Origin of the sequence: Paenibacillus luteus (assembly GCF_006542765.1) — a bacterium.
GTDB lineage: Bacteria > Bacillota > Bacilli > Paenibacillales > Paenibacillaceae > Pristimantibacillus > Pristimantibacillus luteus.
This window is the reverse complement of the sequence record NZ_SKCD01000012.1, coordinates 62163-82705: the sequence shown is the minus strand read 5'-3', so window position 1 is coordinate 82705 and position 20543 is coordinate 62163. Positions and strand designations below refer to the sequence as shown.

Genomic DNA, 20543 nt, shown 5'->3' with positions numbered 1-20543 from the left:
GGTTGGACGCTCGGGAGGTAATGAAGCTGAATCAATATGATGAAATCAAGCAAGGTGAGAAAGGCGCTTGGGTCAGTATCGGAGCCTATTTGGCGTTATCGGCGATGAAGCTTGGTGCGGGCTACTGGTTTGTTTCAGGGGCACTAGTCGCGGATGGCTTCAACAACTTAACGGATATCGTGGCTTCCGTGGCGGTATTGATTGGCCTTCGAATATCGCAGAAACCGCCGGATAAGGATCATCCGTACGGGCATTTCCGCGCAGAGACCATTGCAGCGTTAATCGCTTCCTTCATTATGGCGACAGTAGGCATTCAAGTGCTGATCAGTGCGGTGAAATCTTTGTTTTCTCCGACTTCTCATATTCCGAACTTAATTACGGCATGGGTCGCTTTATTCGCTGCCGTATGCATGTTTGGCGTATATATATACAACCGTAAGCTGGCGCTGCGCATTAATAATCAAGCGCTGCTCGCCGCAGCTAAAGACAATTTTTCGGATGCACTGGTCAGTATTGGGGCAGCCATTGGCATAATCGGAGCCCAGTTTGGTTTGCCTTGGCTTGATCCAGTAGCTGCTATTGCGGTCGGAATCATTATTTGCAAAACAGCCTGGGAGATCTTCTACAGCTCTACGCATGCGCTTACCGATGGTTTTGATGAAAATGAGCTTTCTTCCTTACGTACCACGATCGCTAAGATCAAAGGCGTCAAATCGATCAAGGATATTAAGGCGAGGGTGCACGGCAGTCATGTGCTGGTCGATGTGATTGTACAGGTGAATCCTGAGCTCACGCTGATTGAAAGTCACCGCATCAGTGATGAAATAGAGCAGCGAATGGGCCGAAAGCATAATATTATGAGTGTGCATGTGCATGTGGAACCTCAGGAGCTCGAGGAGCATTTGGAAATAAATAGGCCAGAAAACCACTGATAATAATCGGTAATTGTTACCAATGGATATGGAAAATTTTTTTTGTGGTACAAAAGGCATGAAAAAGACATTCTGCCAAAAGTCCCAAATGTTTGATATTTATTTGATAGATCTATGCCAATGTAGGTAAATGTTTCAAAAGCAATAGGTAATGAGGCGTCTCTTAAGAGGAGATGCCTTTTTTGTATTTTTTACCAAGATATTTATGGGACCACCCTCCCAATTTTGCTGATCGGGAATTAGGAGGAATGGTCGATACTGGTCTGTTGCAATCCTCTTTACAATGGGAGCAGAAACCGTTACACCTACACTGTTTACACACCAAGGAGGCGTAAAGATTTGCAATACACCATGAAACAAAGGATGGCAACAGCAACGTTAACGGCAGCATTATTGTTCAGCTCGATATCCGTACCGGCAGCATTGGCCGCACAAGCGGGAGAAGTACAATCCAGCGTAAATATGCGCACCTCACCATCAACATCAGCATCCATTATCCGAAGCTTGAAGAAGGGCGATCAAGTAACCGTTGTCGATCAAGTAAATTCCTATTGGTACAAGGTAACGGATTCCTCAGGCAAAACAGGTTACATATCAACTTCCTCCCAATATATCGAGCTTAAGACCTCAACCTCTACACCGACACCAAGTGGCAGCAACGCGGTTGTCAAAGAATCTGTATCCTTCAGAAAGGCTGCTTCCACTTCAGGAGAGCGGATTCGTTTCCTTCAGAAAGGCGAACAGGTAACCGTACTTTCCATGCCTAACAGTTACTGGTATGAGGTGAAGGATGGCAATGGCGTACGAGGTTATGTCAGCACGCAGGATTCCTATCTGAGCTTAACAAGCTCTGTTCCCGGCAGCGGCTCGGGTAATAGCGGCGGCGGAACAGTGACAGTCCCTGGTGAATCAGCGAGTAAGTCAGTTGAGAAAATGATAGCTGCAGGCATGCGTTATTTGGGCACGCCTTACGAATATGGCTCTAACCGTAATACGACGACTACCTTTGACTGCTCTGATTTTGTAAGACAAGCCTTTTTGGATGGACTTGGCATCAAGCTTCCGGCTGATTCCCGCGAGCAAGCTCAGTACGTAAAGGATAAAGGGACAGCGAAGACAAGCTGGAGTCAGCTTAAGCGCGGTGATGTGGTTTTCTTTATGTCTTACAAGGGTACCAAAGCGTCTGCTTACAGCGGTATAAACAAGGCTACGGCAGCTATCACGCATGACGGCATTTATTTAGGCGATGGCAAGGTGTTACATACGTATTCGGTAGAAAGCGGCGGTGTAACGGTCAGCAGCATTGCGGGAACTCATTGGGAGTACCGGATGGTGTTTGGCGGAAGTGCATTATAGTTAAGTGCTCCAACTGGGCGGATGGCAGGCGCGAAGTCGGCTCACGAAGCATGCAGTTGAATAAAACAAAGAAAGACGTTCATCATTGAACGTCTTTCTTTGTTGTCTTAGGAATCAAGTCTTAGGAATCAATTTGGATCGTATTTGTGCTTTCGGTTGGTTTCATTTGTTCGGTTTGTGAAGCTTCGGCTTCGACTAGCTTGTCAGCTAACGTTTTCTTTTTGTTTCTTCTTTTACGGATGAGCAAAAAGATAACGATGAGCGGAACCGCAACAATAAAGATATATAACGAAACGTCTTTCACCATGCTCTCCGCTGCACGCCCGTAGAAGTAGAACAGGAGGCCAACGATATAAAATTTCAATCCGCGTCCGATAGCAGCATAGCCAATCAATCGCCAGATAGGGAAGTTTAAGCAGCCCGATAGAATGGTAAATACTTTAAAGGGAATCGGTGTAAATGATCCGATCAGAATAGCGGCTTCGCCATTTTTCTGAAACTTGTCGGTCGCAGCGTCGATCCATTCTTTCTTGAGAAACTTATATAGGACGGATTTGCCCATTACCTTGCCAAGGTAATACCCTACGGGTGTACCTAAGAGACAAGCGACATAGCCCACAGTAGCCAGCCATAGTGCTGTAGATGGATTTAGGATGCTTAGCGAAACTTGTAGGAAGAACGCGGGAATGGGGAAAATAACGGCGTCCAAAAACGCGTGAATAAACAAGCCCAGTGGCCCGAAATCCTTTAAAAAGTCGACTACTGCTTGAAACATTACCAGGCTCCCTTTCCGTCAACTAACTGCACATAAAGCCTGCTTAATGAAATACACCATATGGAAATTCCCTTATGTGCCTGCCAATGCTGCAGCTCGTTGAAAAAAGCGCTTTAGCGCTTAATATAATAATTATAGCATATTTAATTAGCATAAGAAGATGATAGTTGTCATGTGTTTTTTGAAAATAATGACTGCAGGACACAAGCCTACCCTCATTCTGGGAATGCCAGCTATTCTAGTGCCGACGCAACCTGCAAGTAGTGCATAAGAACGAATACGTGCAAGCAGCCATTCAGGTTTCAACCAGTTTAAGAAAACGCTGTATTTCTATAATCTGACTTCAATAAAAAACTGCCTGCATATGGAGAAGCTCCGTAAACAGGCAGAATGTATACATGCTTATAAAGCTCAAAAAGGAAGAGAAAGCGGCAAAGGATGCATCTATAGGTGCAACTGCAGCTACTCCCTCGTTTGGCGCCGAGATACGCCGCTTTGCTGAGCTGCCTGAATCACGCGGCGCCTAACCTCTTCGACGACCCGGCTGTTGAATACGCTTGGCACGATATACATCGGGCTTAGCTCTTCTTCGCTAATGACGGAAGCGATCGCCTCTGCTGCGGCCAGCTTCATTTCTTCGTTTATGGTGGTCGCGCGGCTATCGAGAGCACCCCGGAAAATGCCAGGGAAGCATAAAACATTGTTAATTTGATTTGGGTAATCGGATCGACCTGTGGCGAAGACTGCGACGATATCCTCGACCAGCTCGGGCCTTATTTCCGGCTCGGGATTGGCCATTGCAAAGACGATAGGGTCTTTGGCCATCGTTTCGATGTGGGCACGTTTTAGTATTCCGCCAGCGGAAACACCGATAAATACATCGGCTCCGATCAGAGCATCAGCCAAGCCGCCGGTTTGGCGTTCCGGATTCGTGTGATCAGCGTACCATTGCCACATGGCATTCTCATAAGAACGATCAGCCGTTAGAATGCCATCGCGATCGACGCCGACAATATGCTTCGCGCCGCCTGCTAGCAGCATTTTGGTGCAGGCAGTACCCGCAGCTCCGATGCCGCAGATTACGATACGTGCCTCGTCTAATCTGCGTCCGGTTAGTTTGAGCGCATTGAGCAGACTAGCATACAATACAACGGCTGTGCCATGCTGATCATCGTGAAAGACGGGAATATCGAGCTCTTCCCGGAGGCGCTGTTCAATTTCAAAGCAGCGCGGGGCGGAAATATCCTCTAGATTAATGCCGCCGAAGGCAGGTGCCAGATTTTTCACGGTGGCAATAATGGCTTCGGTATCCTGGGTGTCAAGGCAAATCGGGAAGGCATCTACGTCTGCAAACTGCTTGAACAGCATGGCTTTGCCCTCCATGACAGGCATGGCCGCATAAGGGCCGATATTGCCAAGGCCCAGCACGGCGCTCCCATCGGATACAACGGCAACCATATTGCGCTTCACGGTGAGGGTATGAGCCTTGGATGGCTCTTCGAAGATGGCTTGGCAGACTCTAGCCACATCGGGCGTATAGACACGTGACAAATCGTCGCGGTTTTGAATGGGAGTTTTAGGCTGAATGGTGATTTTCCCGCCAAGATGCAGCAGGAAGGTGCGGTCAGATATATGGACAAGCCGAATGCCCTCAAGTGAGTTTAAAGCCGCAGTCAGCCGTTCGGCGGCGCCTTGCTCTGCTATTTTGACGGTCAAGTCGCGCAAGCTCTTATTCTTGTCTGTATGTATGACGTCAATGGCAATAATATCGCCTCTAGCTTGCTCGATCGCTGTAGCTGCTCGTCCAAACTGGGCGACATTCGTATCGATTTCAATCCTCAAAATAATCGTTTTTCCATCAGTCATCATCGCACTCATACTAAACAGCTCCCTTCGTCATCTATAGGATTTGGATAAGGGTATACAATTTATGCTTCATTCCCTCTTGAAAAAGAAAGCCATCACTGCATTAATCGCAGGACGGCGTTCGGACAGCTCATGGGGTCATATTGCAAATTGCGTTTTGTTAGCAGACTGTCTCGGAACTGACCTGAGGCGTAAGGCTCGTGGATGAGCGAGAACCATCGATCGACGGTATCGTTCGAATCCAGCATTTCGCCAAAGCCATTGCTTATGAAGTATTCGCAGTTCTCTTCCTCTTGGCCGGGAATGGGCTCATAAAAGAGCATTGGAATTCCTTTGCTCATTCCCTCGGTACAGGTCATGCCTCCCGGCTTCGTAATAAGCAAATCGGAAACATCCATCAGTTTGTTCACTTCACGGGTAAATCCAAGCACATGGATGTTCGGATGCTGGAAAATCGGATCGGCGAGCATTTTTTCTTTCATTTTCTCATTGGAGCCAACACAATAGATAAGCTGAGTTGTCTCTCTCCATTTGGTCATGTACTCGAGGGCATTATCCTCATACATAATACCCCAGCCGCCGCCCATAATGAGCACGGTCGGCATATTTTGTAATGAAAACTGTTCGCGTATCTCTTCTTTATCGTATGTATGCCAAAAATTTGGATGAACGGGAATTCCCGTCACCTCTACGCGTTCCTCGTTGACACCCTTGTCCATCAGCCTTTTTTTTACAAGATCAGAGGAAACTAGGTATAGATTGACCTCTTTGTTCACCCAAGAGCCGTGTGCATCATAATCGGTAATAAGGGTATAAAGCGGCATATCCAATCCCAGACGCTTAAGTCTAGACACGACCGCATTCGGACCTGGATGCGTGCAAACGATCAAGTCCGGCTTCAACTGAGAGATGACTTGTGACGTTTGGGTATAAAACATGCGATGCAGCGCAAGCTGTGTAAGGCGGTTAAATGATTTTTTATAGTTGCTGCGGTACATAAGACCGACCATCTTGGGCTGTTTGCTTACGGTTTTGCGATATGCCGATATAATCCATGGACCAAGCACCGGATTAAGAAACTTTCCAAGCTCGATGACGCGGGTCTGAATCCCCGGACATAATTGCTTCAGTCCGACAGCGAGCGCATAGGCAGCTTGAGTATGACCGGAGCCAAAGCCTTCAGAGAGCAGAAGCACTCTTTTCTTACGCATTCATTCCACCTACTTTTCTATTTCCATATTACGATGCTTGTACAACTAACACAAGTTTTATCCGAGCGGGCTTGCGAATCAGGCTGTGGATAATTTATCCTTAAAAGCAGCTAGGTTCTTAATTAGGATATGCATCCCTGCGATCAACTATATTTACAAATATTTTACAATCATAAGAAATATAATAATGGGGGAATTGAAATGACAAGCCTACATTCTGAAGAACAAGGTTTTAAAATTGGCGATACTGTGCGAGCGGAAGTGCGTTCAGGTCAATACGTTGGTGAGCTTATGGAATTGAACGGACCACGTGCGCTTGTAAAGGTGCTTGCTGTATTAAAGCATCCAGAGCAAGGTGATTTGCATAATCCTTATAATCCGGACGTGCCTATGTTCCACGAGCGGCGCGCGCTAAGCTATACAGAGAAAACGACCGTACTGATGCGTGACTTGAAGCCATTTGCAAGCACTGTTCCCGATTATGGCACATCACTTCGGGCAGCAGCAGAAGCAGAAATCGCAGCGCTTGACCGGCTGCATCGCTGGGCAGCGAAAGGGCTTGAACAAATGCAGCAGCTGCATAAGGAATATAAATAGAAATGTTATTTATTAATGAAGACTGTTTTTAATGTATCACGGTAGATGACATTAAGCTGCGGCCCTTCGATCTGTGCAGCTAACGGGACATAGCGCGTGCTCGCTTTGCCACAGCATACATATCGTTGCCGCCAATGTTCATTAGGATGAGGCTTGCATCGCTTATGGCAAGGCGGAGCTGCTTCGTCTCATTAAATATCCGCTCTACACGCGGATCGGGAAGATTGGCCTGAATGTCCCCGCTCTTTATCGCCTCTGCTTCTTGGGCAACGGCCCCATCCAGTTGTTTAGTCCCATTGTGTATGAATTTCTCATGATATCCCTGCTCATATCCAGCCGAAACCGAGTCGCCAATAGCCACAATTTTGTATGTACCTTACTAAGCTGAATTATCCGCCTCCGGGGCGGCATAGGCCATGACAGATGTCCAGAGCAAGGCAATCAAAGCAAGCGCGATTGTCTTCAAAGCGACTTTCCTTAACTTGCTATACAACACAGATACCTCCTTCTGATAATATATGAGGGTAAGAAAAATGGTTTTTATGGTATGCTTGCCACCTTGGCGAAACGGATACAAAAACGCACATTTATACGTGCTGAAGTATGGTTTTGTAGTAAAATAGTGCAAACAATTATGAAAATATTAAATTGATTCCGCTATGGCCTAATGTTAAAATAATATAATAATCGCAATGTCGCGGTATAGGCCCGGTATATGGTCAATGAAACGCAGGCACTCACAGGCTGGGCTGCCGGTGTTAAGCTTATGAATGGCAAGGAGCAGGCCGATGCGCCTCGTTGACTACCATTCTATGATAAAACAAGCCAAAAATGAAGCGTAATGCGTATTCATCGGTGCTTATTTTCAACACGTTCACGCTTACCCAAAAATCTTCTCATAGAAAGGTTGCACACAATGAAAGAACATATTTTGGGATTGCCGCCGAAGCAAGGGCTTTATGATCCGCAGTTTGAGAAAGACGCTTGCGGCATGGGCTTTGTGGCCAACATCAAGGGAATAAAATCACATAAGGTCATTCGCCAGGCGCTGATGCTGCTCGAGAACATGGAGCATCGCGGCGGTCAAGGCAGCGAACCGAATACGGGAGATGGAGCGGGGATATTGCTTCAAATTCCGCATGCATTTTTTGCGGCTGAATTAAAGAAGCAAGAAATTGAGCTTCCGGCAGAGGGACATTATGCCGTCGGGATGATTTTTATGCCGCAGGATGAGGCTGCACGCGTCGCAATTGAGCGTGAAGTGGAAACGATCGTTCAAGAGGAGAACCAGTCGGTCATCGCTTGGCGTACGGTTCCGACAGATGACAAGAAGCTCGGTGAATCTGCATTAGCTGTTAAGCCTCATGTTCGCCAGCTGTTTATTGGAATGAATGGCAGCTTGAAGGACAATATGGCATTTGAACGCAAGTTGTACGTGATCCGCAAGCGCGCTGAGCTTGCGATTCGATATGCCGGCAAAGAAGGCGGCAACATGTTTTATTTCTCGAGCTTGTCCTCGAGGAAGATTGTCTATAAAGGGATGCTTACAACGGAGCAAGTGCGCTCGTTCTACACGGAGCTTAATGATGAGTCTGTTGTATCGGCAATGGCGCTCGTTCACTCCCGTTTCAGCACGAACACCTTCCCTAGCTGGGAACGTGCGCATCCTTTCCACTATATGATTCACAATGGCGAGATCAATACGCTTCGTGGTAACGTGAACTGGATGCACGCACGCCAAACGCTATTCGCTACTGAATTGTTTGGTGACGATATCGAGAAGATAAAGCCGGTCATCAATCCTGACGGCTCTGATACTGCTATGTTCGATAATACATTAGAGTTTCTATTCCTCTCGGGACGTTCCATGGCCCATGCGGCTATGATGATGGTTCCCGAGCCTTGGTCCAATCACGAGAGCATGAGCGATGAGCGTAAAGCCTTTTACGAATACCACAGCACCTTGATGGAGCCATGGGACGGACCGGCTGCGCTTGGCTTTACTGACGGTGTGAAGATTGGCGCAGTCCTTGACCGCAATGGACTTCGTCCGGCTCGTTATTATGTAACCAAAGACGACCATATTATTTTAGGTTCTGAGGCAGGAACGGTAGAAATTCCGGCTGAGGATATTTTATACAAAGATCGCCTCCGTCCAGGCCGCATGCTGCTTGTCGATACGGAGAAAGGGCGCATTATTTCCGATGAGGAAGTAAAGGCGGAGATTGAAACCGAGCATCCATACCGCGATTGGCTGAATGAGCATCTCGTTGATTTGGAAGATCTGCCGGAAGCGCCTGAACTGCCGGAGCCTAACCATGCGACGGTTCAACGCAGACAGCAAGCGTTCGGTTACACGTACGAGGATATCCGCAAGGTGCTTGAGCCAATGGCGGGCAGCGGCGCTGAGCCGATTGCTTCTATGGGTTATGATGCTCCGCTTGCTATTTTGTCTGAGCGCCCTCAGCGCCTTTACAATTACTTCAAGCAATTGTTCGCTCAAGTTACGAATCCGCCGATCGATGCGATTCGTGAGGAAATCATTACGGCAACTGGAACGACGATTGGACCTGAGCGCAACCTGCTCAATCCGGAACCGGAAAGCTGCCGTCACATTAAACTGGATACGCCAATTCTGTCGAATGAGCAATTTGCGAAGCTTCGCCATGTTCGTCGTCCAGGGTTCCGTTCCATTACACTGCCAATCTTCTTCCCTGCAAATGAAGGGGAAAGCGGACTGCGCGCAGCGATTACGCAAATGTGCGAAGCAGCTGATCGTGTTATCGCGAAAGGCCATAACCTGCTTATCCTGTCTGATCGTGGCGTTGACAAGGAGAATGCTGCAATGCCAGCGCTGCTGGCGGTTGCTGCATTGCATCACCATTTGATCCGTCAAGGAACGCGTACGAAAGTGGCCATTCTACTTGAGTCGGGCGAGCCGCGCGAAGTTCATCACTTTGCATTGCTGCTTGGTTACGGCGTAAATGCGGTTAACCCGTACCTCGCTTTCGAGTCGCTTGATGATATGATTCGTCAAGGTATGCTTCGCGGCGTATCGCATGAGAAAGCAGTCAAAAACTTTATTAAAGCAGCCACTAAAGGTGTTATTAAAATATTGTCCAAAATGGGAATCTCGACGATTCAATCCTACCGCGGCGCTCAAATTTTTGAAGCGCTTGGCTTGAAAGAGGATGTCATCAACGAGTACTTCACATGGACGCCGTCCCGTATTGGCGGTATCGGCCTTGATGTGATCGCGGAAGAAACGCTAAAGCATCACAACCGTGCTTTCTCCGAGCAAGAAGGCGGAGAGAAAGAGCTGGATTCCGGCGGCGATTATCAGTGGCGTAAAGACGGTGAGGACCACTTGTTCACACCGCAAACCATTCATACGCTGCAAATGGCTTCACGCGCGAATGATTACAAACTTTACAAGAAGTTCTCTGCGCTCGTGCAAGGGGAAGACAAGAAGCATCTGACGCTTCGTTCTCTGCTGAAATTCAAGGAAGGCCGCCAGTCGGTGCCGCTTGAAGAGGTTGAATCGTTGGAGTCTATCGTAAAACGATTCAAAACCGGTGCGATGTCCTTTGGATCTATTAGTAAAGAAGCGCATGAGAGCCTGGCTATTGCGATGAACCGTCTTGGCGGTAAATCGAATACGGGTGAGGGCGGGGAAGACCCTGCACGCTTCATTCCGGATGCAAACGGAGATTCAAGACGCAGTGCGATCAAACAGGTAGCTTCTGGACGTTTCGGCGTAACGAGCAACTACTTGGTCAATGCGGATGAAATTCAAATTAAAATGGCCCAAGGCGCGAAGCCGGGTGAAGGCGGACAATTGCCTGGCCTTAAAGTATATCCTTGGGTTGCAGAGGTTCGTGGTTCGACGCCAGGCGTGGGACTCATCTCGCCGCCGCCGCATCATGATATTTATTCGATCGAAGATCTGGCTGAGCTTGTTCATGACTTGAAAAATGCGAACCCGCGCGCCCGTATTAACGTGAAGCTCGTATCTGGAGTAGGCGTAGGTACGATTGCGACTGGCGTAGCGAAAGGCCGCGCAGACGTTATTATGGTCAGCGGTTACGATGGCGGTACTGGAGCATCTCCAATGGGTTCCATCCGTCACGCAGGCTTGCCGTGGGAGCTTGGTCTTGCTGAGACTCACCAAACGCTTATGCTTAACAAATTGCGTGATCGTGTCGTTCTGGAAACAGACGGTAAAATGATGAACGGCCGCGACGTGGCGATTGCTGTATTGCTTGGAGCCGAAGAATATGGCTTCTCGACTGCACCGCTAATCGTGCTTGGTTGTATCATGATGCGTGTATGTCAACTGGATACTTGTCCAGTAGGCGTAGCGACTCAAAATCCTGAGCTTCGCAAGAAGTTTATGGGCGATCCAAGCCATGTCGTAAACTACCTGCGCTTTATTGCTGAAGAGCTGCGCGAGATTATGGCTGAGCTGGGCTTCCGTACGATTCAGGAGATGGTTGGCCGTGTGGATATGTTGGAAACGAAGCAGCTTCTTGAGCATTACAAAGCGAAAGGCATTGATCTGTCGGGCTTGCTTTACGAAGCAGACCTTCCGAAGGATGCGGTACGCTATAACATTCAAGAGCAAAATCATGGTCTAGAATTGTCGCTCGACATGCAGCAGCTTGTGCCTCTTGCGCAGTCGGCGCTTGAGAACGGCGAACGCGTTCGCGGTACGTTCCCGATCCTGAATACGAATCGTGTTGTCGGAACGATCCTAGGTAGTGAGGTCACTCGCCGTTACGGTGCGGCAGGCTTGCCGGAGGATACGATTTCTTATCACTTTGTTGGTACTGCGGGACAAAGCTTTGGCGCATTCGTGCCGAAGGGGATAACGCTCTCCATCGAAGGCGATTCGAATGACTATTTCGGTAAAGGTTTGTCTGGCGGGAAAATATTCGTGGCACCGTCCCCTAAGGCGACGTTTGCTGCTGAAGACAACGTGATTATTGGTAATACTGCGCTTTATGGCGCTACAAGCGGCCAAGCGTACATCCGCGGTGCAGCCGGCGAGCGCTTTGCCGTTCGGAACAGTGGAGCGAATGTTGTTGTAGAGGGCGTAGGCGATCATGGCTGCGAATATATGACTGGTGGACGTGTAGCCATACTTGGCAGCACTGGACGTAACTTTGGCGCTGGTATGTCTGGCGGTGTTGCGTATATCTACGATGAGAAAGGCGATTTCTACAACCATTGCAACCTTGAAATGGTATTGCTGGAGCGTCTGGAGGAAACGATTGATATTGCAGAGCTGAAAGGCTTGATTGAATCTCATGTGAAATATACGGAGAGTGCCATCGGTTCCCGCATCTTAACTGAATGGGAAGCCTCGCTTTCCAAGTTCGTTAAAGTTATTCCGAAGGACTACAAGCGCATGCTTGAACAGATCCGCAAGGTTGAAGATACTGGCCTTGTAGGCGAGGAAGCGCTGCTAGCAGCTTTTGAAGCGAACAAAAAAGAGCTTGCCCGCGCTGGCGGTAAATAATAGCAGCAAAACGATTACAGCATAAATACGAATAAGGGACTGTCCCTGAAGTAGTTAACTACTTCAGGCGACAGTCCCTTTTGTTTTTCGACAAAAAGCCACTAAATTAGAAAAAAGCCGCACCCATTAACCGACATATTCCATCCGGCGACTCGGGTATAATGATGTTAATATTCCTTTCATTAATAATTATACGATTAGGAGCCGAATTTATGCTAAGAGTTGGGCCCAAGCTTAAGTGCGAAGAGAAAGCAGACTCTCCAATCGTTACTTTAATCACGATTGAGGCCATCTTGAGTCAAACTGGCATCCCGCAGCAAAAATGGCAGTTCGATAAGGAGCAGCCTATTGCTGCAGACGTTCTGCCCTTACAAAGGCAATGAACCTTTTCGTTTCATCCACTGTCAGAATTCGTCCATCTACGCTTAAATGATATTTGCTCAATATTTCATCGTCTGAGAGCTCCAGATGGTCAACGAAGCTTCGTATATCATCGGTTAATGTTTGCTGGGGGATGGAAGTTCGACCGATCAAATAGTCGACGGTCACCTGAAATAAATCCGCGAACCTTGATAAGGTTTCGGAGTCAGGCTCTCTTCGATTTTTCTCATAATGGGACAATGCCGCTCGGGATATGCCAAGCGTAGCGGCAGTTTGCAATTGCGTCCATCTCCGCTCGTCCCTCAGTGCTGCAAGCCGTTTGCCGATACTCATGGAACTCCTCCTGTGTTAAAACGAGTACTACATCTATATTAATACGGATACGTTACAAATGCATGCTTTTACTGAAAAACATGAGGAAATCGATTCATATTTGTGACTAGGTATGATGGAGGAATTAGGAATGAGTGACCATTCAAATGAAGCCTCTCGCGCCCATATCAGACTTCGGTTTAACGATGGGGTGAAAGCAGAGCTTAGACTTATTAGCAAAGATGGACAGCTGCTGACTCCCTCGACCACTACAGTATTGCTGCTCAACTTAAGTCAAAACGGCTTATGCTTTTTATCCGGCCTGCAGCTGCCTATTCAAAAGAACTACTTGGTTGAATGCCGAATGACGATATCGAACGTACAAATTATTGTGCGCGGTCGCATCGTTTGGAACTCTAGGAAGGATAATCAGTATTCGCATGGCGTATTGTTCGAATGCTCGAATACGCTGCGCTCATTGATTATTGGGGTCATGAATCAAGAAATTTTGGAAAGACAGCCACAGCAGCAAAAAATTCATTATTTGTACAGCAGACTGCTGAATACCAAACGAATGCATTATAGCGGATGACCTGTTTTCGTTTGGAGAATGGGTAAGCGCGTGCTTAAAGGGGGACATGCTTTGAAAATTATTTTGCTATCCGGCGGATCGGGAAAGAGACTATGGCCCTTGTCCAATCGAAATCGAGCTAAACAATATTTATCGGTGCTGCAAGGACCAGGCGGCGAAATGGAATCGATGCTGCAGCGTTTGTGGCGTCAACTGGATGAAGCCGATCTGCGTGAGCATACTCGTATTGCGACCTGTCGGCAGCAGGTAGAGCTCTTGCAAAGGCAAGTCGGAACTAAAGCGCCGCTTGTTATTGAACCTGAGCAAAGAGACACCTTTCCGGCAGTAGCGCTTGCTGCTGCTTATTTGTATTCCATAGCAGGCGTTTCTTTGACAGAAACCGTTATTATTATGCCAGTAGACGCATATGTTGAGAGTGACTTCTTCTCTTGCATACGAGGGCTCCCCAAGCTGGCCAGAGAAAGCAAATCAGAGCTGCTCATGGTGGGGACAAGTCCCAGCTGCCCTACAGACCAATATGGATACATAGTTCCGGAAGCCAGCCGTTTTCATGAGGACGAGGGTCTGTTCGAGAGAAAGATTAGGGCTTTCAAGGAGAAACCGCATGCAGCAGAGGCTAAGAAATTGATCGAGGAAGGTGCTCTTTGGAATCTTGGCATATACGCGTTTCAACTCGATTACATCATATCGATGCTGATGAATCGTGGTTTACCGATTCATTATGAGGAATTGTATAAGCAGTATGCCAAAATACCCAAAGCAAGCTTTGAAGCGGAGGTCACGCAAAAATCAAGTTCCCGGTCAGTTGTCCGATACGATGGAGAGTGGAAGGATCTTGGGACATGGAAGAACCTATCTGAAAATATCGCCTACGATCAGTTGGGATTAGGCAGCATATCGGAGGATTGCGAGGCTACACAGCTTATTAATGAGCTTGATATTCCAATCTCGGTGATTGGATTGAGCAACGTTATCGTGGCAGCAAGTCCCGATGGAATTTTGGTAACGTGCAAGCATGCAAGCTCCGAACTAGATGCCAAGATTCAGGCGATGAATGAACGGCCAAAATTCGAAGAGCGGCGATGGGGGCATGCCAGAGTCATAGACTCAGCCTTGCTCGCATCTGGTTTACATAGCGTTACCAAACGAATCTTTATAGCAGCAGGCCAAAATATGAGCTATCAGATGCATTTTAAGCGAAATGAGGTGTGGACCATTCTGAGTGGAGAAGGGATGCTTCTCCTTAACGAAGCGCAGCGCATGGTCGGTCCAGGGGATGCCATTATGATACCGGAGCGGTCTAGACACTCTTTGCGCGCAATAACAGATGTAGAACTCATTGAGGTACAAACGGGAATACAAATTGAGGAGAATGATGTAATCAGATTAGGCACCTCGTGGGAGGACATTACGAATCAGTCCACAATCGTATAGGGTTGATACAATCATTACGAAAGAGAGAGGGAGCGATCGATCGGATGATATGTTCAGAGGACCGTTTTTATTGTGTTAGTTGCGGAGAGATGGTTTCCAATCCTGAAGCGGATATTTTGTTTCGGACAGGTTTTTTCCGGGTGGTACATCCAATGGGTTATTGCTTAACATGCAGCATGGAACAGGATAAGCTGGATGCTATAGTAGGATCGCAGGGTAAGACCAGTAACTATGACTATAAAATGTTCCTTCGCGCAGATGCGAAAGTTGCCGAACATGTTATACAACCGTATAGAACAGATGGAAATGAGAGCCTCTGCCCTACAGTTTAACTGTAGAGCGAGGCTGTATTTTTTTGTAAACTTCCAATTGTTTCCTTAATCGATTATAATAAAAAGGATTTGGATTTCTGGAGGAGGAGCACAGCTATGAAGGAGCCTATTGTTAAATTACAAAACGTTACGAAAAAAATCGGAAAACGCACCATAATTGACCGTCTGACGCTAGACTTGCCGCTCGGGGAAGTTTTTGGCTTCTTAGGACCGAATGGCTCGGGAAAAACGACAACGATCCGCATGATGGTTGGCTTAATGTCGCTGACTGAAGGAGAAATTACGATTGGCGGGCATAGCATTACGAAGCAGTATGAGAAAGCGATCCGCCATGTAGGCGCGATAGTAGAAAATCCGGAAATGTACAAATATTTGAGCGGCTATGATAACTTGATTCATTATGCGAGAATGATTCCGGGCATTACGGAGCATCGTGTGCATGAGGTTGTGAAGCTTGTTGGCCTTGAGGGGCGAATTCGCGATAAGGTTAAAACCTACTCGCTTGGCATGCGTCAGCGTCTGGGCGTAGCGCAAGCGATCCTACATAAGCCTCAACTATTAATATTGGATGAACCGACTAATGGACTTGATCCAGGTGGGATTCGGGAACTTCGCGATTACTTGCGCCTGTTATCCAAGGAAGAAGGCATTGCTGTATTTGTATCCAGCCATTTGCTCTCTGAGATGGAGCTCATGTGCGACCGGGTCGCGATTATTCAAAACGGCAAGCTGATCGATGTTAGAACGATTCGCGGTGAACATGCAGTCAAAGTAAACAACCGTGTTGTTATTGAGGTTGACCGTACACAAAGCGCACTTGATGTATTGCTTGCTGCAGGAATTTCGGGTGTGCTTGACGGCGAGAGCTCGATAGCTGTTGAGGCAGATAAAGAGAAAACAGCAGATATAAATGTATCGCTTGTAGCAGCCGGCATTAAAGTATACGGAATTCGCGCACAAGTAAAAACACTGGAAGATCAATTTTTGGAAGTGACAGGAGGGGAACGAATTGGGTAATTTTTTGCCGCTGATTCAAAATGAAAATATGAAAATTTACCGTCGTCCTCGCACATGGGTAATGTCCGGAATATTACTTGTGCTTGTACTAGCCATATCGATCATGTGGTTGATCTTTGGCGGCCGGGATGCATCGATGTGGGATGTTGCATTTTTGGAATCGTCGATTTTGTTCTTACTCGTGACGATCTTTACAGTAGTGATTGCTGCGGGTGGAGTTGCAGAAGAGTTTACTAGCGGAACGATTAAGCTGCTGCTTATTCGGCCATGGTCGCGCTCCAAAATTTTGTTGTCCAAATATATATCGATTATGCTGTTTGCCATTTTGCTCGCGATTTTGTTGTTTGGAAGCACGATTCTCATTAACTGGATTTGTTTTGGCATAAATGCGGATCCTGCTATCAAGCCAGGCTTCATGGGGATCGATCAGGCAAGTCCTGTTTCTTATATGCTGAAGTATTACGGCTTGACGCTAATTTCGCTTGTTGTAACGGTTACGCTGGCTTTTATGCTCTCGACTGTGTTTCGCAGCAGCGGACTTGCTATTGGTATGGCGCTCTTTCTATTGTTAGGCGTTAATAGCTTTATCGGTTTGATTGCCATGCTCAAATATGAATGGATTGATTATTTGCTATTTATTCATTTGAATCTTACACAATATTTGGACAATAATCCAATGCGTGAAGGGATGACGCTAGGTTTTTCGCTTGGTGTGCTAGCTGTTTATTATGTAATTTTCATCGCATTGACTTGGTACGTATTCAGCAAACGGGATGTTGCTTCGTAGCTCTTCAACCGTATTAATAAAGCCGAATGGGCTGCTGCTTCTATGGAAGGTGGACAGCTGCCCATTCGGCTTTTTTTTATGTCGATTACCTTAGACGGCTTGTCGTGTTTTATCTTTTGCATCTTTGATTCCGGAATCTTTTGCTTGCTGATTAGTTTTGTCGTGTTCTGTAAGCAAACGCTGCCTGCTGTCAACTGAGAGCTCCATATGGCACATCCCGTTAAGTTGACCACCTTCTTGAATGATAATGGAGCTCGCGGAAACCGATCCTGTTAATTGCCCGGAAGAGGTAATGATGAGACGACCGGACATGGATGTATCTCCGAAAATTTTGCCGGCTACGGTAAGATCGCGTGCCGAAATCGTTGATCGTGCAATGCCGGATTCCCCAATAATAACATCAGCTTTGCAGACAATGTCACCACGATGCTCCCCTTCTATACGCAGATTTGCCTCGCAGTTCAGTTTCCCCTCACTTAGCGTACCTTGGCCAATCAAAGTATCCGATGGCGAAAGACGCTTATTATCTTTAAACATGCAGATCAATCCTCCTTTGGAAATAGAAGCTTGGTTCGTTCGAAGCGTTCTAATGCTATTTATTCTTAAAGGCCGTAAAACATACCAACGATGATACGAAAAAAAGACTGCCTGCTAGGCGCGAGTGGCGCCAGCGGGCAGTCAAAGCAGTTGCTATAATAGTAGGTTATTGATTCGCGGCTAGCTCGATGCCGGCGATGGCCTTTTCCATTGCCGGTGTAAGGGCGAAGGAACGCCCCTGAAGCTGTTCTGCCGGTAAAGTGGCAAGCTGCTCTATCCTTCTGTTGACCTCGGCCGACAGTGCTTCAACGCGCTCTGCATAGCTTTTCGCATCAGCCTCGTTTTGTTCTTTAAGGGCCTTACTGTTAGCCTCAGCATACGAAGTTACCGCAGCTTCATAAAGGTTAATGTCCCAAGGGAACTTGCTGACTCCTTCGTCTATGACGGCAAGAGATTCTTTGAATTGACCCTTTTGCTGGAGAAGACGGAATTCCGAAATCAGAAGGCCTCGGTTATAGGGATCCGTTTTACGCGCTTGCTGTGCCGTGCTAAGGGCTTGCTCAAGGAAGCTGGCATCGTTCGTTTGTTTATAGGCCTGCTCCAGCCAATCGGCCTTTGTTAATGTGAAAGAAGAGTTTTTAGGTGAACGATCAATAGCCTCATTCAATAATGGGAGCAGTCCTTCCAAAGGTGTTTGCCCCTGAACGGCCAGCTCATACGTTTTCTTGTATTTCTGAACGCCGCTATTCTCCCGGACTGTAACGACGAGCAGGACCAAGGACAACACAACAAGGACTGCCGGGTAAGTGATTTTTAACCAACTGCTTCCCGTAGTCCGTTGAAGGATAAGTTTGCTGGCGTATGGGGCAAGCATACATCCAAGGGATATAAATACGATTGCGCTGATGTAAAGGTAGCTCATGTCAAAATCTATGGCACTGTGCAGCAAAAGGGCTAAAGAGAAAATAAAAAAGATAAAATGGCTTCCTCTTAGCTCAGGATGACGGAAATAAGAACGGATGTATAAGCCATAGGCCAGAACAAGCACAGCAATTAAAGCAATAAGGCCAATCCAGCCAGTCTCAACCAAAATTTGAACTATAAAGCTGTGTGATTGCCTGCTCCAATAAGGATTGTTCTGATACTGCTCGTACATGGCCTGCCAAGCGCCGCCACCGCCTCCAAGCAGTGGATAATCCTCGGCTACATGAAGCCCATCCTTATAGAAGGTTAGACGTTCCAGGACGCTGTGCTGCTGAAAATTAATATTTTCGAAGCGTACCGCAATTTTATCAGGCAGCAAGCCGCGAATCGCGCTGCTGCCGAGCAGGCTGGCAGCTGCCGCTGCCGCTAGGATGATGGCGACAACAGGCACCATAGCGAATGACCATTTGCGCGCGGATAGTTTCTCTAGTTTCTTTTCCATTAGAGCATCTAGCTTGGCATGGTAGAGAAGGATCAGTCCAGTAGTAACGATCATTCCGAGCAGCAGGAATCCCCAGCCCTGCATGGGAAGCGAGCTAAACAAAGAGAGGGTTTGCTGCGCCTTCGTTTCAGTCGGCTGTACAATCGCTGAAATTTTATCGACAATTGCCGTAAGCTTTCCTAATAGAGCCATTGAAATACCAACAGATAGAATCATAAAGAGGAGATAGGTTATTTGTTTGGATAATCGCAAGAACGGGAGTAGAGCTAACACGACAACTGGCACAATGACAATTGCACCGCGTGAATAGGTAAGCATAAATGAAATCCAAATCGGTACGAGCATGGCTGCATGCACGATTCTTGCTGACGGTCGTACACAATGAACCGCATAATATAAGCTGACTAAAAATAATGCAACTAAAAAGCCTCCATAGGCGTTTGAATATTGAAAGACTGATGCAAGGCGGAAACCATCGTGTGCAGGCCATAGCGCATCTTTGTAATACATTTGACCGAATAAATTAAGCAGGCCGAAAAGAACAATTAAATAGGAGGAAAGCATAAGCGCATATTCAATGGTTTTACGAGCGTGCTTAGATTCTGCTAAATAAAGACTGCTTATAAAGAGCGAGGCCAGCAGAAAAAACACAAGAAACATAAACTTTCCGTAATAGCTCGAAACCGCTTGAAAAGAAGAGATCCAATAGATGAACGGAAGCAGCATGACGGCAATCGACAAAATTCCGCGATAGCTGCTCTGCTGCGAGTCTTTGTAGATGTAGCCGGCAGTTGCAATCAACAGAAACAATCCAAAGATGATAGCCCCGTATATTGGACTGTCAAAGCTGAACTCATAGCCATTGAACAATCCTCTCTGATATGGGAAAATAACCAGAAATAGGGCAATTCCAATCGTGCCAATCCACCTAAACAGCGTTAATCCCTCCGCTGGTTCCGGTGCATTGCTTGAATATTTAGTGTGTGCGCTCATTCGTACGTACTCCTCATCCATAGTTATGTATATCTGAAACTGTTGCTCCTTCTAGTATTTTAGCAAAAGGGGGAGTGGATTACTATATAAGAGAGGTTATAATTGTATGTAGTTTACAAATTTGTTTGAAATGCGGATTTGTCGAAAAAGCATACATTCCGCAAAATTTCAACAATTTGTTCGGTTTGGAAAAGAGAATAAGGTATGAATATGGGTGGAACTTTGGTAAGATAACAAGGGTGGAAAGACTCTTTCTATATGCAAATATTAGACTGTTATATAGAAAATGCTTATATATTTTCTCTTCTAGAAATGTCGGATTTTATCCTTTATTATCGACGTGATACAACGAATCAAGAAGTGGATGTCACTTTCTCTATGCGCTTGGTGTATAATTAATTGGAAATATTAGTAGAGAGATACAATTGTGAAGTTTGGTTGTAAATATTTTAATCCTTAAGGGTTTGAACAAAT

Annotated in this window: 15 protein-coding genes; 8 read left to right on the top strand and 7 right to left on the bottom strand. The window is 46.7% G+C overall.

The genetic code is table 11. The annotated features are described in order from the left end of the window. Positions 1–20 precede the first annotated feature (20 nt). On the top strand, positions 21–932 hold the full coding sequence (locus E0496_RS11805) for a cation diffusion facilitator family transporter (RefSeq protein ID WP_141501892.1): 912 nt from the start codon (positions 21–23) through the stop codon (positions 930–932). Positions 933–1271: 339 nt separating this feature from the next. After that, on the top strand, positions 1272–2288 hold the full coding sequence (locus E0496_RS11800) for a C40 family peptidase (RefSeq protein ID WP_338325845.1): 1017 nt from the start codon (positions 1272–1274) through the stop codon (positions 2286–2288). Positions 2289–2409: 121 nt separating this feature from the next. Here E0496_RS11800 and E0496_RS11795 read toward each other — a convergent pair whose 3' ends face one another. The 3 genes from E0496_RS11795 to E0496_RS11785 all read right to left on the bottom strand — a co-directional run bounded on the left by E0496_RS11795 (position 2410) and on the right by E0496_RS11785 (position 6140). Further along, positions 2410–3063, bottom strand: a complete 654-nt coding sequence (locus tag E0496_RS11795) for a YqaA family protein (protein WP_141501891.1) — start codon at positions 3061–3063, stop codon at positions 2410–2412. A 462-nt stretch (positions 3064–3525) separates the two neighbouring features. Continuing rightward, positions 3526–4941, bottom strand: a complete 1416-nt coding sequence (locus tag E0496_RS11790) for an NAD-dependent malic enzyme (protein ID WP_141501890.1) — start codon at positions 4939–4941, stop codon at positions 3526–3528. Between the two features lie 83 nt (positions 4942–5024). Continuing rightward, the gene (locus E0496_RS11785; RefSeq protein WP_141501889.1) at positions 5025–6140 is read right to left on the bottom strand and encodes an MGDG synthase family glycosyltransferase; all 1116 of its coding nucleotides are present in this window, start codon (positions 6138–6140) and stop codon (positions 5025–5027) included. Positions 6141–6341: 201 nt separating this feature from the next. Between E0496_RS11785 and kapB the strand changes: the two genes are divergently transcribed. After that, complete coding sequence (gene kapB / locus E0496_RS11780) at positions 6342–6737, top strand: kinase-associated lipoprotein KapB (RefSeq protein ID WP_141501888.1); 396 nt, start codon at positions 6342–6344, stop codon at positions 6735–6737. 79 nt (positions 6738–6816) lie between these two features. On the opposite strand, the gene E0496_RS11775 is transcribed toward kapB, so the two are convergent. Next, positions 6817–7098 carry a hypothetical protein gene (locus tag E0496_RS11775; protein WP_141501887.1) on the bottom strand — a complete coding sequence of 94 codons (282 nt, stop codon included), beginning with the start codon at positions 7096–7098 and terminating at the stop codon, positions 6817–6819. Between the two features lie 555 nt (positions 7099–7653). Between E0496_RS11775 and gltB the strand changes: the two genes are divergently transcribed. Next, positions 7654–12258, top strand: a complete 4605-nt coding sequence (gene gltB / locus E0496_RS11770; RefSeq protein ID WP_141501886.1) for a glutamate synthase large subunit — start codon at positions 7654–7656, stop codon at positions 12256–12258. Positions 12259–12603: 345 nt separating this feature from the next. On the opposite strand, the gene E0496_RS11765 is transcribed toward gltB, so the two are convergent. Further along, positions 12604–12972 carry a helix-turn-helix domain-containing protein gene (locus E0496_RS11765; RefSeq protein WP_141501885.1) on the bottom strand — a complete coding sequence of 123 codons (369 nt, stop codon included), beginning with the start codon at positions 12970–12972 and terminating at the stop codon, positions 12604–12606. Positions 12973–13102: 130 nt separating this feature from the next. On the opposite strand from E0496_RS11765, the gene E0496_RS11760 reads away from it, so the two are divergent. The 4 genes from E0496_RS11760 (at position 13103) to E0496_RS11745 (ending at position 17113) form a co-directional block, all read left to right on the top strand. Then, positions 13103–13543, top strand: a complete 441-nt coding sequence (locus E0496_RS11760) for a PilZ domain-containing protein (protein ID WP_161601386.1) — start codon at positions 13103–13105, stop codon at positions 13541–13543. 51 nt (positions 13544–13594) lie between these two features. Beyond that, positions 13595–14977, top strand: coding sequence for a sugar phosphate nucleotidyltransferase (locus E0496_RS11755; RefSeq protein ID WP_141501883.1), 1383 nt, complete (start codon positions 13595–13597; stop codon positions 14975–14977). Between the two features lie 428 nt (positions 14978–15405). Continuing rightward, positions 15406–16326, top strand: coding sequence for an ABC transporter ATP-binding protein (locus E0496_RS11750; RefSeq protein ID WP_141501882.1), 921 nt, complete (start codon positions 15406–15408; stop codon positions 16324–16326). Beyond that, entirely contained in the window at positions 16319–17113 is a 795-nt protein-coding gene (locus tag E0496_RS11745; protein ID WP_141501881.1) for an ABC transporter permease, read from the top strand. Before E0496_RS11750 ends, E0496_RS11745 begins: the two co-directional genes overlap by 8 nt. A gap of 90 nt (positions 17114–17203) precedes the next feature. Here the strand turns inward: E0496_RS11745 and E0496_RS11740 are convergent, their stop codons facing one another. Together E0496_RS11740 and E0496_RS11735 are read right to left on the bottom strand one after the other, a co-directional pair. Next, positions 17204–17650 carry a bactofilin family protein gene (locus tag E0496_RS11740; RefSeq protein WP_141501880.1) on the bottom strand — a complete coding sequence of 149 codons (447 nt, stop codon included), beginning with the start codon at positions 17648–17650 and terminating at the stop codon, positions 17204–17206. A gap of 166 nt (positions 17651–17816) precedes the next feature. After that, complete coding sequence (locus tag E0496_RS11735; protein WP_161601385.1) at positions 17817–20069, bottom strand: O-antigen ligase family protein; 2253 nt, start codon at positions 20067–20069, stop codon at positions 17817–17819. Positions 20070–20543: the final 474 nt, after the last annotated feature.

Excerpts from the sequence above, each read along its gene's own strand:
- E0496_RS11735 (WP_161601385.1), bottom strand. The coding sequence starts at position 20,069 with ATGAGCGCACACACTAAATATTCAAGCAATGCACCGGAACCAGCGGAG.
- gltB (WP_141501886.1), top strand. The coding sequence starts at position 7,654 with ATGAAAGAACATATTTTGGGATTGCCGCCGAAGCAAGGGCTTTATGAT.
- E0496_RS11740 (WP_141501880.1), bottom strand. The coding sequence starts at position 17,650 with ATGTTTAAAGATAATAAGCGTCTTTCGCCATCGGATACTTTGATTGGC.
- E0496_RS11795 (WP_141501891.1), bottom strand. The coding sequence starts at position 3,063 with ATGTTTCAAGCAGTAGTCGACTTTTTAAAGGATTTCGGGCCACTGGGC.
- E0496_RS11760 (WP_161601386.1), top strand. The coding sequence starts at position 13,103 with ATGAGTGACCATTCAAATGAAGCCTCTCGCGCCCATATCAGACTTCGG.
- E0496_RS11805 (WP_141501892.1), top strand. The coding sequence starts at position 21 with ATGAAGCTGAATCAATATGATGAAATCAAGCAAGGTGAGAAAGGCGCT.
- E0496_RS11765 (WP_141501885.1), bottom strand. The coding sequence starts at position 12,972 with ATGAGTATCGGCAAACGGCTTGCAGCACTGAGGGACGAGCGGAGATGG.
- kapB (WP_141501888.1), top strand. The coding sequence starts at position 6,342 with ATGACAAGCCTACATTCTGAAGAACAAGGTTTTAAAATTGGCGATACT.
- E0496_RS11790 (WP_141501890.1), bottom strand. The coding sequence starts at position 4,941 with ATGAGTGCGATGATGACTGATGGAAAAACGATTATTTTGAGGATTGAA.
- E0496_RS11750 (WP_141501882.1), top strand. The coding sequence starts at position 15,406 with ATGAAGGAGCCTATTGTTAAATTACAAAACGTTACGAAAAAAATCGGA.
- E0496_RS11785 (WP_141501889.1), bottom strand. The coding sequence starts at position 6,140 with ATGCGTAAGAAAAGAGTGCTTCTGCTCTCTGAAGGCTTTGGCTCCGGT.